This window comes from Brevibacterium sp. K11IcPPYGO002 (assembly GCF_050920635.1).
In the GTDB taxonomy this organism is placed as follows: domain Bacteria; phylum Actinomycetota; class Actinomycetes; order Actinomycetales; family Brevibacteriaceae; genus Brevibacterium.
Genome location: NZ_CP131929.1, coordinates 128,775 through 143,219 on the forward strand (window position 1 = coordinate 128,775; position 14,445 = coordinate 143,219).

Here is a 14,445-nt window from a genome sequence, read left to right on the forward strand (position 1 = left end):
ACGATCCGCGTGAAGGTGCGCGGACGCTCAGAGCAGAGAGGGGGTGCTCCCCATGAAAGATGCCGTCATCGTCGGCGGCGGACTCGCCGGACTGTCAGCAGCATGGCGACTGCGCAATTGGGATGTGACGCTGCTGGAATCGGGTTCCCGAGTCGGCGGTCGGATCCGTTCGGAGAACCGCGGACGCTATTTCCTCAACTGGGGCGGACACATGTTCGCCGGAGGCAAGACAGCGACGAATGCCCTTATCACCGAGACGCAGACCCGTTCGACGGAGATCCCCGGATCGCTGTCGGCGGTGTCGATGAACGGCAAGCTGCTCATCGACGGGCCCGTCCAGTCGTATCCGTTCCGGATCCCCATGTCGCTGAAGGACCGGGCCTCGATGATCAAGGCCGGGGTCAAGGTCTCCGCCGACGTCCTCCGCTATGCCAATGCCGTGCGTCTGCGCCCGAACGAAAGCTCGGAGATGCGCCAGCAGCGCATCTACGACTTCGAGAACGACCGCTCGTTCGCCGACTACATCGGGGAACTGTCCGAAGATGCCGAGGCGATGTTCCGGCCGACGATCACCCGCTCGGCCGCCGACCCCGATGAACTCGCCGCCGGTGCCGGCATCGGCTACTTCAGCCTCGTGTGGAACATCGGGCAGGGTCTCAACCGCAGTATCGGCGGCGGGCCGTCCAACCTCGTCGAGTCGATCGCCGCCCCGCTGCAGGAGAACATCCAGCTGGATGCGAAAGTCTACGAGATCGTCCACAAGAAGGACCACGTCGTCGTCCGCTACCGGCAGGACGACATCGACCACGAGATCGAAGCGCTGTCCGTCGTCCTCGCGACCCCGGCGACCGTGGCCCATAAGATCGCCGTCGACCTGCAGGAGGACAAGCGGGAGGCGCTGTCGAAGATCGTCTACGGACCCTATGTGTCCGCGGCCTTCCTCACCAACGAGACCGAACTCCAGCCCTGGGACCGGGCTTACGGCATCGCCACGCCGAAGCGCTCCTTTAACGTGGTGATGAACCAGGGCAACATCGTCCGCGGCACCGAATCGGAGCGCCAGCCCGGAGGAAGCATCATGACCTTCTCCCCGGCGAGCCTGGCCAGGAAGCTTCTTGACCTGGACGACAAGGATATCCTCGACACTTACATCAGCGACCTCGACGAAGTCCTTCCCGGGTTCGCCGGGATCGTCGAAGAAGCCCAGGTGCAGCGGTGGCGCACCGGCGCACCCTACTGCTTCCCGGGGCGCGGGAGGCTCCAGCCGACACTCAACGCGCTGTCCGGCCGAGTGTTCCTCGCCGGAGACTACATGGGCACCCTCTATACGGAGACCGCCATCAGCTCCGGCTTCACGGCCGCGCAAGAGGCCGCGAACATCCTCGTCACGGCACGCCAGACCCGTCGGCACCACCCCGTCCAGCATCCCAACGAGAACGAGCCGCCTCGACACGAGGCGAATACTCACTCCACCGCACCCCAGGCAACCACTGCACCTCAGACCCTTATGGAGACATCATGACCACTCAGCTGCGCGGAGTCCTCACCGCACTCACCACTCCCTTCGACGCCGAGGAGAACATCGACTTCGAGGCGTTGGGCCGCATCGTCGACCGGTCCATCGACGGTGGAGTCGACGGCCTCGTCGTCGGCGGCTCGACCGCGGAGTTCGCCACGATGACCGGTGACGAGCGGCAGTCCATGCTCGAATTCGTCATCGAACGCACAGCCGGCCGGGTGCCGATCGTCGCGCAGACCGGAGCCACCTCGACGCGGGAAGCCATCCGCCATTCCCGAGCCGCGCAGGAGGCCGGAGCCGATGTCCTCATAATCGTCACACCGTATTACGAGCCCCTGACGCAGGCCGAGACGGGCGATTACATCAAGGCTGTCGCCTCGGCTGTGGACATCGATGTCATGCTCTACAACATCCCTGCGGCCACCGGCGTCAACCTCGACCCCGGCGCAGTGAGGCAGCTCGCCGAGGATGTCGCGAACATCCGCTTCATCAAGGACTCGAGCGCGAACTGGGAGCAGGCACTTCAGCTCATCCACCACCACAGCGACGTCATCTCCACCTTCATCGGCTGGGACAGTTACATCTACTCCGGCCTCGTCGAAGGCGCGGCCGGAATGGTGGCGGGAGCCGCGAACGTCCTGCCGTCCGAGATCGTGTCGGTGTCGACCAAGATCGCCGACGGCGACCTCCACGGTGCGCGCGACGAGTGGCAGCGGCTCTACCCGGTCATCGACGCGATGATCTCCGAACCGTTCATCCAAGCCGTGAAGACCGGCCTCGAACTGCGCGGCGTCCCCGTCGGTTCGCCGAGGCGGCCCCTGGCCGACACCGATCCCGACGCCAGGGAGCGGATCAAGGCAGCTCTGGCCACCCTCGGCAGCTGAGCACGGACGTCGACCGCTCAACTCGGCGTCGAGCGCTCACTCCGGCTCCAGCCGCTGATGCCGACCGCTCACGTTGCCGTCGCTGTACCGAGTTATGTGGTGTGCGGTCGACGGTAACTCGAGCGGTCGGCGGCTCAGCTGCGGCTGCGAGTGAGCAGCGCTGAGTGGAGTTCCTCCGGCAGTTCGATGACCTCGAGGCTGCGTTTGCGACCGAAGTCGACGCCGAAGCTGGCGTGCAGGCGGTCGAGGTGGTCGGTGACCCGCTGCGAATAGTCGGGATCGAACGCGTCTGGCGCGATCGCGATGACGAACAGTCCCGTGCCCGGGTTCTCCTGCCCCGAGTCGAAGGCGGGCGCGTCGACGGAGAAGCGGCCCCCGCCGTGGATGGCGAGGAGTTCGATCATGAGAGCCACATTGCTGCCCTTGACCCCGCCGAACGGCAGCAGGGAACCGGCGAGCGCGGCTTCGGCCTCGACCGTGGCCGCCCCGCTCGGGTCCAGTGCCCACCCCTCGGGGATCGTTTCTGCACGATCGGCAGCGTCGCGGACGTTGACCCAGGCTGTCGCACTGGTCGCCTGATCGAACATGCGCGGGCCATCGGGGTGCGGGACGGCGAATGAGAAGGGGTTCGTTCCGGTCGCCGAACCCGGTGAGCCGAACAGCGACATCAGCGCCGGCGAGTTGGCGCCTGCAAACGCCAAAAGACCCCGCTCCGCTAGTCGGGTCGTGTAATAGCCGAGTTCGCCGGCGGTGAAGGCGTTGGCGATGTTCAGCACGGAGATGCCGAGGTCTGCGGCAGACGAGGCGAAGTCGTCGAAAGCGGCGTCGAAGGCGAGCTGCGCAGCGCCGCGGTCGGCATCGACGTGGTGTGCTGCCGGCAATTGCTTCGTCACTTTCGGCCGCGCCTGCCCGTTGATGCGGCCGGCCTCGAGGCCGTCGAGATAGTCGACGAGGTGTGCCGTGCCGACGGCAGTCTTGCCCCGTCTCTCGGCGGCCAGGGTCGCCTCCGCCAGTGACTGCGACAGTGCGGGTGAGCCACCGGCCGCCGTGATCGCAGCGATGCACAGGTCGCGCAGGTCGGGAATCGTCAGGGACACGGTCGCAGCGTCAGGAGTCTCCGGCATGCCCATCACGCTACCTGAGGTCACACACGGCACCGAGGCGCGGTGTCGGTCAGAGGTCGCCGGAGTCCGGGACGGGGTCGGTCTGGGAGCTCAGCGCCTCCGCGATGGCCTTCGACTCACGGCGCAGCAGAGCGACGAGACGTTCGACTCGGGAGCCGGTGACACGGTCGGCGATCGAGGCGATCGACAGGGCCGCACGTGGGCGGGAACCGCGGATGCGCAGCGGCACTGCCACCGCCCACGACCCCTTGGCGAAGAGCCCCGGATTGTGGACGAAGCCGTCGATGCGGGCCTGATCGATGATGTCGCGCAGGTGCGGGACGGAGACCTTCGGATACCTCTCGGCGAGGATCTCGGCGTTGGCCTCGAACTGGGCGTCCACCTCGGCGGGGGAGAGCTCGGAGAGGATCGCCAGCGATCCGGCGCCGATGCCCAGGGGATGTCGGTCGCCTACGGACAGGGCGTTGTTGAAGATCTCACCGAAGCCCTCCTCGCGGCGGGCGCAGATCGAATAGCTGCCCGTGCGCAGAGTGAGGAACACGGTGTCCTGGCTGAGTTCGGCCAGGCGCAGCAGACTCGACTCTGACTCCGTGACCAGGGGATCGACCGACTTCTGGGCCAGCTGACCGAGGATCTGCGACTGCACGCCGAGGCGATACCCGCCCTCTTCGAGGCGTTCGACGTAGCCCATGGCGATGAGCGCCTGGAGCATGCGGTGGACGCTGGCCTTCGGTCGACCGCTGATCGAGGCGAGCTCGGACAGGCTCGCGCCTTCACGGCGCTCCCCGGCGATGAGCCCGACGAGGTTGAGCAGCGTGAGCGCGCGTTGGATGCTCTGCGCGCCGGTGCCGGGTTCGAGGCTGTCGACGGCGTGGGCGACGTTGAACGACGCCGACCGGCGCAGCAGCCGACCGCGCATCTTGATGCGATATTCCTCGCGGAGGTCCTCATTCGAATCGGCGCCGTTGTGCATGTCTCCATTATGGCCCGACGCTGCACTGACGCGACCGCACTGACGAGAGCGCGGCAGTGGGTCGAACTCCTGATCCACGATGCGAAACGTCGGAATCTCAGGGTGGGAGCCGCCTCGGCGAGGTGGGTCCTAGAATCGAATGGGTCCAACCGGCCGGTGGGGCCGTCGATCTTGAGGGGTGAGCGAGACGTGGCGGAGACTGTGCTCGATATCGCCGATGTGACGTTCCGCCGGGGGCAGACGCACATTCTCCACGGCATCGATCTGCGTATCGGTGCCGGCGAACACTGGGTGCTCATCGGGCCGAACGGAGCAGGGAAGTCGACCCTGCTGAGCTTCGCCTCGGCGCAGGTGTTCCCGAGCTCGGGCACCGTCGACATCCTCGGATCACGCATGGGTCGGGTCGATCTCGCAGCCCTGCGCCGCCTCATCGGACACGTCAACCCGCGCCACCCGCTGCGCTCGAACCTCACCGTCCGCGAGGTCGTCCTCACCGGGCTGACCGGCACCGTCGAGCGCCCCATGCGGTGGGAACCCTCACCCGAGGATGTCGTGAAGGCCGATGCCCAGATCGCCGAGGTGGGGCTGGGCTCCCGTGCCGATGTCGGGTGGAAGGTGCTGTCGCAGGGGGAGCGGGGCCGTGCGCTCGTGGCACGTGCGCTCATCGCCGACCCTCAGCTGCTGCTCTTCGACGAACCGACCACGGGCCTCGACGTGGCCGCCCGCGAACAGCTGCTCGAGACCATCGACGCCCTGTCGCTGCGCTCGCCGGAGCTGGCAACACTGCTGGTCACCCACCATCTCGAGGAGATTCCGGAGACCACCACGCACGCGGCGCTCATCTCCGACGTGCGGCTGACCGCCGCCGGTCCCATCGCCGAGGTGCTCACCTCCGAGCAGGTCTCCGCCGCTTTCGACCACCCGATCGAGGTGGGCTTCGCCGACCGCCGGTGGTCGGCCCGCGCGGTCCGGTCCGGTGCGTCTGTCGCGTCCGTCGGCTGATGATCGGCTGGGACGATCACCGCGCGCATTGCACCGCCGTGCACTCGGGCCTAGGCTGGAGACATGAAGATGAGTACCGTGTGGAGCGTCATCGGCGCGATCATCGCCATCATCATCGCGTGGTGGGTGGTCAACGTCGCGTTCTCCGTCGCGTGGTTCCTCGTCAAGGCCATCATCACCGTCGTCGTGGCGCTCGCGATCTTCGGCCTCATCAAGGCTTCACTGAAGTCCAAGGACCGCGACCGAACGCGCTGACTTCCTGCCTTCGACTGCGCTGACTGCGCCTCAGAGATCGCCGAGGCTCGTATTCGCCCCGCAGAGGACGACGCAGACTTTCTCGCCCTCGGCCGGCACATAGCCGCTGACCGACTTGCCGTCGCCGGCCGTCTTCCCTCCGCCGCCACCGCGGACTCCCGCCAATGCCGTCGCCGCGGCATGCTCGACCGCTAGCCGGTGTTCGTCCCACAGTCGCTGCCGTGCTTCGACGATCGCGTTGTCGCTGACCAGCACCGAGGTGACCAGATCCGACCGTGCCGCCTCCAGTGCCAGCGGTGTGGCGCGACGGGCACCGAGCGAATCCGCGGCCACCGAATCGACCGTGACGTCGACCGGCTCGTCCGCCTCAATCGCTGCATTCAGCGCTCGGCAGTTCTCCGGCTCAACCGCGACAGTGCGCATTCCGTGATGAGTCGCCGCAGTCGCGACGCCGGCGAACAGGCCGCCGCCTCCGACGGAGACGACGACCGTGTCGAGATCGGGCACCTGCGCCAGGATCTCGGTCATCAGCGTGCCTGCACCGGCCGCGATGAGCGGGTGGTCGTAGGCGTGCGAGGCCAGCGCCCCCGATGAGACGACGAAATCCTGGCAGGCGGCGGCCGCCTCGGCGAATTCGGAACCGACCAACTCCACTCGCGCGCCATACGAACGCAGTCGTTCGACCTTCACGCTCGGCGCGGTGGTCGGCAGGAAGACGGTTGCCGGTACACCGGCGGCACGGGCGGCCCATGCGCAGGCGAGTCCGGCGTTGCCGCCCGAGGCGATCGTCACTCCCGCCTCGGGGAAGGTGCCTTCGGCAAGGTGAGCCTGGATGAAGTTCTGTGCACCGCGGGTCTTGAACGTGCCGGTGTGCTGCATGAACTCGAGGGCGAAGACGTGTCCGTCCTCGTCGGCCGGGGCCACGGCCACCGGGCGCACCCGACCGGCGATCCGTACAGCGGCGGCTTCGATGTCGGCGTACGTCAGCTCAGTCATCTCATCAGCCTATGCGAGTGCTGCCGGGCAGGTGTCTCCTGTGGGTGGATCCGCCGTGATTCTTCCGGGGATTTCGGGGTGGATCCGCCCGCAGGGCGCACGGGCGCGGTCATGCGGTCGCTCGGCCCGCCGCAATCGACCCGATGATAGACTAAGCCAACTGGACTAAGTCTGATCTGCAGATGGAGAAGCCGATGACGATGGTCAACATCCACGAAGCCAAGACGCAGTTCTCCCGCCTGCTCGAAGCTGTTGCTGCGGGAGAATCAGTGACGATTGCCCGCGCGGGGAAGCCGATTGCTCGCCTCGTTCGATATGACGAAGAGGGGCGAGAGCAGCGTTTGGGATTCCTCGCCGGTCACGGATCGGTCCCCGACGACTTCGACGATCTCGAAGCAGGCCGGATCGCTGCTCTTTTCGGAGACGGCGATGCTGCTTCTGCTTGATACTCACCTTCTCCTCTGGGCGGCCTACGAACCTGAGAAGCTGAGCGCGGAAGCGCGTGACCGGATCGGTGATGAGTCCAACGACCTGCTGTTCAGTGCGGCGAGCATATGGGAAGTGTCGATCAAATCGTCACCTGCGAAGGGTGACTTCTCCATCAATCCCCGAATCTTGCGGCGAGGATTGATGGAGAACGGTTATCGGGAGCTGCCGATCACCTCGGCGCATGCGATCGCGGTCGGTGATCTTCCGCCGATCCACCAGGATCCGTTCGACCGAATCCTCATCGCTCAGGCTCGTACCGAGGGGCTGGAACTGCTGACAGTCGACGCCGAGGTCATCGCCTACGGTGAGCCGGTCACCGGGGTCGGCTGAGCGCCGCTTGGACAGTGCCGCCTCAGTGCCGCGTGATCAGTGGAGCTTGGTCAGGCCGAGGTCGTTGCCCTTCGTCTCCTTGACGAGGCTGACGCCGATGAGCGAGATGATGCACACGATGATCATGTAGATCGCGATCGAGATCGATTTTCCGGTCTCGGCGAGCAGTGTCTCGGCGATGGTCGGGGCGAAGGCGCCGCCGAGGATCGCACCGAGCGCATAGCCGATCGACACACCCGAGTAGCGGACCTCGACGGGGAACATCTCCGCATACATCGCCGACATCGGGCCGTAGGACAGGCCCATGCCGACGGTGAGGACGAAGATGCCGATGCCGTACATCCAGATATTGGCCATGTCGATCATGAGGAATGTCGGGATGAGCCACACGATGAGCAGGACGTAGCCGATCTGGAAGGTGCGCACGCGACCGAGCTTGTCCGACAGCGCACCGCCCCACATCGTGAACACCAGCCAGCCGAAGCTCGCCAGGGTCGTCGCCAGCAGCACGGGCGCCCGGTCGAGGCCGACGGAACCGCCCTCGGCGAGAGGACGAGAGGCGTAGGCGGCGAAGAACGCGATGATCATGTAGCCCACGGCGTTGTTGCCGATGAAGATGAGCGCGGAGAGGACGACTTCCTTCGTGTTCTTCTTGAACAGCGTGCCCAGCGGGGCCGAGGATTCGGCCTTGCGTTCGGCGAGTTCGGCGAAGACCGGTGACTCCTCGACCTGGCGGCGGATGTAATAGCCGACGAGCACGAGGACGACGGAGAAGAGGAACGGAATCCTCCAGCCGAAGCTCGCGAACTGTTCGGGGGTGAGCACGGTGGTCAGGATCCAGATGACGCCGGTGGCGAGAATCATGCCCACGGGCACGCCGATCTGCGGGTAGGCGCCGAAGATCCCGCGCTTGGAGACCGGGGCATGCTCGACCGACAGCAGTGCGGCACCGCCCCATTCGCCGCCGGCGGAGAAGCCCTGGAGGATCCGCAGCAGGGTGAGCAGGATCGGTGCGCCGACGCCGATCATCGCGTAGTTCGGCAGCAGTCCGATGAGCGAGGTCGCGGCCCCCATGAGGATGAGCGTGAGGACGAGCATCTTCTTGCGCCCGATCCGATCACCGAGGTGGCCGGCGATGATCGCGCCCAACGGTCGGAAGAGGAACGAAATGCCCAAGGACGCCCAGGCCATGATCTGGCCGAGCGCCGGATTGTCCGAGGCCAGCGGGCCGAAGTACTGAGCCGAGAGGACAAGACCGGCGGCCTGAGCGTAGATGAAGAAGTCGTACCACTCGATGGTGGTGCCGACGAGGGTGCCGGCGAGGACCTTGCGCTCCTCGCGGGAGATCGTATGTGGTGCGGGCGGCTGCGCTGCGGCAGGGCCGGGTGCTGTGGAGGACATGCGGGAACTTTCGTTGCGGGCGACATTGCCGGTGCTTCACTGACTCAGGTGACTGTTTGGTCAGTAATTGCTTCCGATCATAGAGCAGTGAGTGAACGGTGTCACATGTCGCTCGTTCACTCATCGGCCGATGACAATTACCGACCAATTGGTTAGTATATTTCTATGAATCGGCAGCGGTGCCGACATCGGCCACCGTGAACCGGGAGACGTCGTTCCGCGAGGGAGAGCAAAGCATGACCGAAATCCTCAGTTCCTATGTGGCCGGAGGCTGGCACACACCCGGAGCGTCCGAGTCCGCCCGACCCGTCCGCGACGCCGGCACCGGAGAGCTCCTGCACTCGGTGAGCTCGGCGGGAATCGACTTCGCCGCCGTCGCCGATCATGCCCGGACCACCGGCATCGAGGCGCTGCAGGCACTCACTTTCCACCAGCGCGGTGTGATCCTGAAGAAGCTCGCGACCTACCTCATGGAGCGCACGAAGAACTACCATGAGATCTCGTTTTCCACCGGTACCACGAAGCGCGACGCCTTCGTCGACATCGAAGGCGGAATCGGCACCCTCTTCACCTACTCCGGCGTCGCCCGCCGCCAGATGCCGAACTCGACCGTCCACCTCGACGGCGGAGTCGAGCGTCTGTCGAAGAACGGCACCTTCGTCGGCCGCCACATCCTCACCTCCCGACAGGGACTCGCGCTGCAGATCAACGCCTTCAACTTCCCCGTCTGGGGCATGCTCGAGAAGTTCGGCCCGATGTTCGTCGCCGGCGTCCCCGTCGTCGTCAAGCCCGCCACCGACACCGCCCACCTGACCCGCGCCGTCGTTGCCGACATGATCGAGTCCGGGCTGCTCCCCGAAGGCGCGATCCAGCTGGTCAGCGGTGACGTCACCCCGCTCTTCGACCACCTCGCCGAACAGGACGCGATCGCCTTCACCGGCTCTGCGAACACCGCCCGCACGCTGTCCGCGCTCGACTGTGTGACCCAGCGCGGCACCCGCTTCTTCGCCGAGGCGGACTCGCTCAACTTCTCCCTGCTCGGTCCCGACGCCGCACCCGGCACGCAGGAGTTCGACCTCTTCGTCTCCGGCGTCGTCGCCGAGATGACCGTCAAGGCCGGACAGAAGTGCACCGCGATCCGCCGCACGTTCGTCCCCGAGGCCCACGCCGAGGCGGTCGGCGAAGCGATCATCGCGAAGCTCGCCACCCAGGGCGTCGGCGATCCGCGCGAGAAGTCCACCCGCCTGGGCCCCGTCGTCTCCGACAAACAGCGCACCGACGTCCTCGACGCGGTCGACCGGATCATCGCCGGGGGAGCCCACCTGCTGACCGGCGGACGTGAGGAATCCGACCGTCTGGCCGCCGAGCACGGTGGAGCCTATGTCGCGGCCACCGTCCTCCAGGCCGATGACGCCTGGTCCGATGCCGTCCACGATATCGAGGCTTTCGGGCCCGTGACCTCGATCATCACCTATTCCGACACCGAGGATGCCGTCCGTCTGGCCGCCCGTGGCCGTGGCTCCCTGGTCGGCTCCGTCGTCACCCACGACCGTGAGTTCGCCACCGAATTCGTCCGCAGGATCGCCCCGTGGCACGGCCGCGTGCTCGTCCTCGACCGTGACGATGCCGAAGAGTCGACCGGCCACGGTTCGCCGCTGCCGAACCTCATCCACGGCGGCCCCGGACGGGCCGGCGGCGGTGAGGAGATGGGCGGACTGCGCGGTATCACACACTTCATGCAGCGCACCGCGATCCAGGCCTCCCCGGACATGCTCACCGCCATCGGCGGGGAATGGGTCAACGGATCGGAGCGCCGCCTCGGCGAGCATCCGTTCACGAAGTCGCTTGCCGATCTGCGCATCGGCGACACCCTCGACTCGGAATGGCGGGAAGTCACGCTCGACGATATCGAGCACTTCGCGAACTTCACCGGCGACACGTTCTACGCACACATGAACGAGGAGGCGGCCGCCGCGAACCCGTTCTTCCCGGGACGCGTCGCCCACGGCTACCTCATCGTGTCCTTCGCCGCCGGACTCTTCGTCCAGCCGGACCCGGGCCCGGTGCTCGCGAACTACGGACTCGAGGGGCTCAACTTCATCACGCCCGTCTCCCCAGGTGACAAGCTCAAGGTGACGCTCACCGCCAAGCGCATCACCCCGCGTGAGACCGACGAATACGGCGAGGTCCGCTGGGACGCGCAGGTCGTCAACCAGAACGAGGAGCCCGTCGCGAACTACGACGTGCTCACGTTGGTGGCCAAGGAGTACTGAGGGCGCAAAAGGATGTCGAGTTCCGGACGTCCTGTGCGGGATTTCGAGCAGTTCGACCGCACGGAACGTCCGGGACTGGGCCTTCTCGCTGTGCTGAGTGTTCTCGCGGCGGATGACTGCCGCCGGAACCTTGGGTGACCCGAATCACCGGTCGTGGGGAACGCGGACCTTGAGCGATGACGGGCGGATCGTCACGGTCGCCGGAGTCTGCGCGATCGCATCCCCGTCGACGATGATCTCGACCGGGGCAGCGCCCTCAGGAACGTCGATCTTCACCTCCCGCGCGTGGGCGAAGTGGATATGCGGGTGCCTGTGGTGTCGACCGAGGCTGTATTCCACGACTTCGACGGCGAGCTTGGGCAGGAACCCCTCCCGGAGCAGGACCACGTCGATGAGACCGTCGTCGAGGGCCGCCTCGGGCGACAGCCGGAGCCCGCCGCCATAGCGGCCGGAATTCGCGAATCCCGCGGTGAGCCCGCGAAAGGCGAGGTGCTGGCCGTCGATCGTCAGCTCCAGCTCGATGCGCTTGGGCGGAAGCAGTGCGCGCACGACGCCGTAGAGGTAGACCCAGCGTCCGCGGATGACTCTCGCGGTATTCGCGTGGTGCTGCACGGTCGAGTCGAGGCCGAGACAGACATTGCCGAGGCTTATCTTCCCGTCGAGGTCGAGCACGTCGATGGTCCGGTCACGACCGGCAGCCACGATGGCCGCGGCGGCCTCGATGTCGTTCGGGATGCCGAGTTTGCCGATGAGGTCATTGCCGCGTCCGCCGGCGATGACGCCCAGCGCGGTCTCCGTGCCGACGAGCCCGGCCGCGACCGCACGCGCCATCCCGTCACCGCCGAGCGCGACGACGAGGTCCGAGCCCTGCGCAGCGAAGTCGGCTGCGAGCTGCCCGGCGTGGTCCGCGCTCGTGCTCCTGATGAACGTTGCCTCGAGTCCGTGCGCGGCGAATGCCTTTGTCAGGGGGTCGATCCGCCTGAGCACGGCGCCTCTGCGCGCACTCGGATTGAGGATGATCGGAACCGTCGCGGCGGCAGCATTCATGGCATTCCTCCCGGGACGTCGCTGTCCAAGAGATCGGCGGCGTGAAGGCCCTCAGGCCTCCAGCCCCTGGAAGGCCATCGTTGTGACCGCCTCGGCGATGGTGTCGGGGTCGACGGGATAGCTGGGCCGGTACCACTCGGTGATCGAGTTGACCATGCCGAAGAGCAGGCGGGTGATGAGTCCGGGGGTGAAGTCCGAACGCAGGCCGCCCTCGGCGATGGCGGCCTCGACGAGGGCTCGGACCTTCGCATCGATCTTGCGGCGCGCCTCGAGGGCTTCGCGTTCCAAGGCTGAGTTTCCGCGCACGCGCAGCAGCAGAGTCACCGAATGGTGGTACTCGATGAGGATGACCACGCTGGCGCGCACGGCCAGGCGCAGGCGTTCGAGTGCGGAGACGTTCTCACGCAGACTCTCGGTCTCCACGGCGGAATCGAGCGCGCGGATGCCGCGGCTGATCGCCAGATGCAGCAGCTCTTCCTTCGACGTCACGTGATGGTAGATCGCCGACTTCGTGATGCCGAGCTCACGGGCGACCGTGTCCATCGACGTGCCGTCGTAGCCGCGGGAGACGAAGACCTCTGTGGCCCTGTTGATGAGCGTCTCCCGGTCGTATCCGGGACGGCCGCGGCGGGAGCGTTTGGGGGCGGCCGGGTTCGCAGTCATCGCTGTCTCCGGCGAAGTCTGCGCAGGTGAGGGGGATTCAGGCATGCGCACCAGTCTAACGAGGTGCCGGGCGGCACGCCGCGATACCGGTCACAGGTCGGTGCGCATGCTGCGAATCCGGGGCGCTCATCTCAGCGCACGCCTTCGCGGCGGTCGATGATGCGCTTCATCTTGCCGACCGAGCGCGGCAGGTCGCCGGGCAGCTTGATGTCGATGGTGCAGGAGACGCCGAGGCGCTCCTTGATGCGGGCGGCCACGAGCTTGTCGAGACCCTCGAGCTCGACGGCGCCGACGCCGTCGCGGGCTTCGACCTCGACGGTCATCTCGTCCATCCGACCCGGGCGGGTGAGGACGAGCTGGAAGTGCGGGCTCAGCGGCGCGAACTCGAAGAGCACGGTCTCGACGTTCGCGGGGTAGACGTTGACGCCGCGGATGATCATGAGGTCATCGGAACGGCCGGTGATGCGCGAGATGCGGCGGAAGTTCGGGCGAGCGGTGCCCGGCAGCAGGGTCGCGAGATCATGCGTACGGTAGCGGATGATCGGCAGCGCTTCCTTCGTCAGCGAGGTGAAGACGAGTTCGCCCTCCTGCCCGTCGGGCAGCACCTCACCGGTGAAGGGGTCGACGATCTCCGGGTAGAAGTGGTCCTCCCAGATCGTCGGGCCGTCCTTCGTCACCGCGGATTCGCAGGCCACACCCGGTCCCATGACCTCGGAGAGGCCGTAGATGTCGACGGCGTTGATGTTGAACGAGCTCTCGATCTCCTTGCGCATCTCGTCCGTCCACGGCTCGGCGCCGCAGATCGCGGTCTTCAGGCTCGTCGAGGTCGGGTCGATGCCCTGCTTGTGGAATTCGTCGAGGATCGTGAGCAGATAGGTCGGGGTGGCCGTGATGATGTCGGGCTTGAAGTCCTGGATGAGCTGCACCTGGCGCGGGGTCTGACCGCCGGAGATCGGGACGACCGTGAAGCCGTGGCGCTCGGCGCCGTGGACGCCGAGACCGCCGGTGAACAGGCCGTAGCCGTAGGCGTTGTGCATCATCTGTCCGCGCTTGCCGCCGGCACCGAGGATGGACCGCGCGATGAGGCTGCCCCACCGATCGAGATCGCCCATCGTGTACCCGACGACCGTCGGCAGGCCCGTCGTTCCCGAGGAGGCGTGGATGCGCGCGACCTGCTCCTGCGGGACGGCGAAGAGCCCGAACGGGTAGTTGTCGCGCAGGTCCTGCTTGGTCGTGAACGGCAGCTTCGCAATGTCATCGAGGCTCGTGATGTCGGCGGGAGTCACGCCGAGTTCGTCGAAGGCCTTCCGGTAGAACGGCACCCGTTCGTACACCGAGGTCACCGTGGTCTTGAGGTTTGTCAGCTGGTCGGCGCGCAGCTCGTCCAGGCTCATCCGTTCGCCGGCGTCGAGGTCGGTCTCAGTCATCATCGTCTCCTTGCGAATCTCTTCTGTGTGTCAGATCCAAAGACCGCCGAGGTGGTCCACCG

At 66.4% G+C, this 14,445-nt stretch carries 14 protein-coding genes; 7 read left to right on the forward strand and 7 right to left on the reverse strand.

Translation table 11 applies throughout. The features are described 5' to 3' along the window. Positions 1 to 52: 52 nt before the first annotated feature. Together QYM46_RS00590 and dapA are read left to right on the forward strand one after the other, a co-directional pair. Entirely contained in the window at positions 53 to 1,522 is a 1,470-nt protein-coding gene (locus tag QYM46_RS00590) for a flavin monoamine oxidase family protein (protein ID WP_432790296.1), read from the forward strand. Further along, positions 1,519 to 2,403 carry a 4-hydroxy-tetrahydrodipicolinate synthase gene (dapA, locus tag QYM46_RS00595; RefSeq protein WP_432790297.1) on the forward strand — a complete coding sequence of 295 codons (885 nt, stop codon included), beginning with the start codon at positions 1,519 to 1,521 and terminating at the stop codon, positions 2,401 to 2,403. The genes QYM46_RS00590 and dapA overlap by 4 nt, the downstream gene beginning before the upstream one ends. A 134-nt stretch (positions 2,404 to 2,537) precedes the next feature. On the opposite strand, the gene QYM46_RS00600 is transcribed toward dapA, so the two are convergent. After that, positions 2,538 to 3,527, reverse strand: a complete 990-nt coding sequence (locus QYM46_RS00600) for an Ldh family oxidoreductase (RefSeq protein WP_432790298.1) — start codon at positions 3,525 to 3,527, stop codon at positions 2,538 to 2,540. A 49-nt stretch (positions 3,528 to 3,576) separates the two neighbouring features. Continuing rightward, positions 3,577 to 4,500 carry an IclR family transcriptional regulator gene (locus QYM46_RS00605; RefSeq protein ID WP_432790299.1) on the reverse strand — a complete coding sequence of 308 codons (924 nt, stop codon included), beginning with the start codon at positions 4,498 to 4,500 and terminating at the stop codon, positions 3,577 to 3,579. Positions 4,501 to 4,689: 189 nt separating this feature from the next. Here QYM46_RS00605 and QYM46_RS00610 point away from each other — a divergent pair, with 189 nt between their 5' ends. Next, positions 4,690 to 5,502 (forward strand): ABC transporter ATP-binding protein, encoded by an 813-nt coding sequence (locus QYM46_RS00610; RefSeq protein WP_432790300.1) that lies wholly within the window; start codon positions 4,690 to 4,692, stop codon positions 5,500 to 5,502. Positions 5,503 to 5,565: 63 nt separating this feature from the next. Next, positions 5,566 to 5,757, forward strand: a complete 192-nt coding sequence (locus tag QYM46_RS00615) for a hypothetical protein (RefSeq protein ID WP_025777397.1) — start codon at positions 5,566 to 5,568, stop codon at positions 5,755 to 5,757. Between the two features lie 30 nt (positions 5,758 to 5,787). Here QYM46_RS00615 and QYM46_RS00620 read toward each other — a convergent pair whose 3' ends face one another. Continuing rightward, complete coding sequence (locus QYM46_RS00620) at positions 5,788 to 6,753, reverse strand: serine/threonine dehydratase (protein ID WP_432790301.1); 966 nt, start codon at positions 6,751 to 6,753, stop codon at positions 5,788 to 5,790. A gap of 182 nt (positions 6,754 to 6,935) precedes the next feature. On the opposite strand from QYM46_RS00620, the gene QYM46_RS00625 reads away from it, so the two are divergent. Beyond that, complete coding sequence (locus tag QYM46_RS00625; protein ID WP_248279056.1) at positions 6,936 to 7,199, forward strand: type II toxin-antitoxin system Phd/YefM family antitoxin; 264 nt, start codon at positions 6,936 to 6,938, stop codon at positions 7,197 to 7,199. Then, positions 7,183 to 7,572 (forward strand): type II toxin-antitoxin system VapC family toxin, encoded by a 390-nt coding sequence (locus QYM46_RS00630; protein ID WP_432790302.1) that lies wholly within the window; start codon positions 7,183 to 7,185, stop codon positions 7,570 to 7,572. Before QYM46_RS00625 ends, QYM46_RS00630 begins: the two co-directional genes overlap by 17 nt. Positions 7,573 to 7,608: 36 nt before the next feature. On the opposite strand, the gene QYM46_RS00635 is transcribed toward QYM46_RS00630, so the two are convergent. Continuing rightward, complete coding sequence (locus QYM46_RS00635; protein ID WP_432790303.1) at positions 7,609 to 8,973, reverse strand: MFS transporter; 1,365 nt, start codon at positions 8,971 to 8,973, stop codon at positions 7,609 to 7,611. Between the two features lie 236 nt (positions 8,974 to 9,209). Between QYM46_RS00635 and paaZ the strand changes: the two genes are divergently transcribed. After that, positions 9,210 to 11,246: a phenylacetic acid degradation bifunctional protein PaaZ gene (gene paaZ / locus QYM46_RS00640; protein ID WP_432790304.1), complete on the forward strand. Its 2,037-nt coding sequence runs from the start codon at positions 9,210 to 9,212 to the stop codon at positions 11,244 to 11,246. A 144-nt stretch (positions 11,247 to 11,390) separates the two neighbouring features. Here the strand turns inward: paaZ and QYM46_RS00645 are convergent, their stop codons facing one another. The 3 genes from QYM46_RS00645 to QYM46_RS00655 all read right to left on the reverse strand — a co-directional run bounded on the left by QYM46_RS00645 (position 11,391) and on the right by QYM46_RS00655 (position 14,383). After that, entirely contained in the window at positions 11,391 to 12,293 is a 903-nt protein-coding gene (locus QYM46_RS00645) for a diacylglycerol/lipid kinase family protein (RefSeq protein WP_432790305.1), read from the reverse strand. 51 nt (positions 12,294 to 12,344) lie between these two features. Next, positions 12,345 to 13,001, reverse strand: a complete 657-nt coding sequence (locus QYM46_RS00650; RefSeq protein ID WP_432790306.1) for a TetR/AcrR family transcriptional regulator — start codon at positions 12,999 to 13,001, stop codon at positions 12,345 to 12,347. Between the two features lie 86 nt (positions 13,002 to 13,087). After that, a complete protein-coding gene (locus tag QYM46_RS00655; protein WP_432790307.1) occupies positions 13,088 to 14,383 on the reverse strand; it encodes an AMP-binding protein in 1,296 nt (431 codons plus the stop codon). Positions 14,384 to 14,445: the final 62 nt, after the last annotated feature.

What these genes read in the sequence shown, in the direction of transcription:
- QYM46_RS00590 (WP_432790296.1), top strand. Translation starts at nt 53, where the DNA reads ATGAAAGATGCCGTCATCGTCGGCGGCGGACTCGCCGGACTGTCAGCA.
- dapA (WP_432790297.1), top strand. Translation starts at nt 1,519, where the DNA reads ATGACCACTCAGCTGCGCGGAGTCCTCACCGCACTCACCACTCCCTTC.
- QYM46_RS00600 (WP_432790298.1), bottom strand. Translation starts at nt 3,527, where the DNA reads ATGCCGGAGACTCCTGACGCTGCGACCGTGTCCCTGACGATTCCCGAC.
- QYM46_RS00605 (WP_432790299.1), bottom strand. Translation starts at nt 4,500, where the DNA reads ATGCACAACGGCGCCGATTCGAATGAGGACCTCCGCGAGGAATATCGC.
- QYM46_RS00615 (WP_025777397.1), top strand. Translation starts at nt 5,566, where the DNA reads ATGAAGATGAGTACCGTGTGGAGCGTCATCGGCGCGATCATCGCCATC.
- QYM46_RS00620 (WP_432790301.1), bottom strand. Translation starts at nt 6,753, where the DNA reads ATGACTGAGCTGACGTACGCCGACATCGAAGCCGCCGCTGTACGGATC.
- QYM46_RS00625 (WP_248279056.1), top strand. Translation starts at nt 6,936, where the DNA reads ATGGAGAAGCCGATGACGATGGTCAACATCCACGAAGCCAAGACGCAG.
- QYM46_RS00630 (WP_432790302.1), top strand. Translation starts at nt 7,183, where the DNA reads ATGCTGCTTCTGCTTGATACTCACCTTCTCCTCTGGGCGGCCTACGAA.
- QYM46_RS00635 (WP_432790303.1), bottom strand. Translation starts at nt 8,973, where the DNA reads ATGTCCTCCACAGCACCCGGCCCTGCCGCAGCGCAGCCGCCCGCACCA.
- paaZ (WP_432790304.1), top strand. Translation starts at nt 9,210, where the DNA reads ATGACCGAAATCCTCAGTTCCTATGTGGCCGGAGGCTGGCACACACCC.
- QYM46_RS00645 (WP_432790305.1), bottom strand. Translation starts at nt 12,293, where the DNA reads ATGAATGCTGCCGCCGCGACGGTTCCGATCATCCTCAATCCGAGTGCG.
- QYM46_RS00650 (WP_432790306.1), bottom strand. Translation starts at nt 13,001, where the DNA reads ATGCCTGAATCCCCCTCACCTGCGCAGACTTCGCCGGAGACAGCGATG.
- QYM46_RS00655 (WP_432790307.1), bottom strand. Translation starts at nt 14,383, where the DNA reads ATGACTGAGACCGACCTCGACGCCGGCGAACGGATGAGCCTGGACGAG.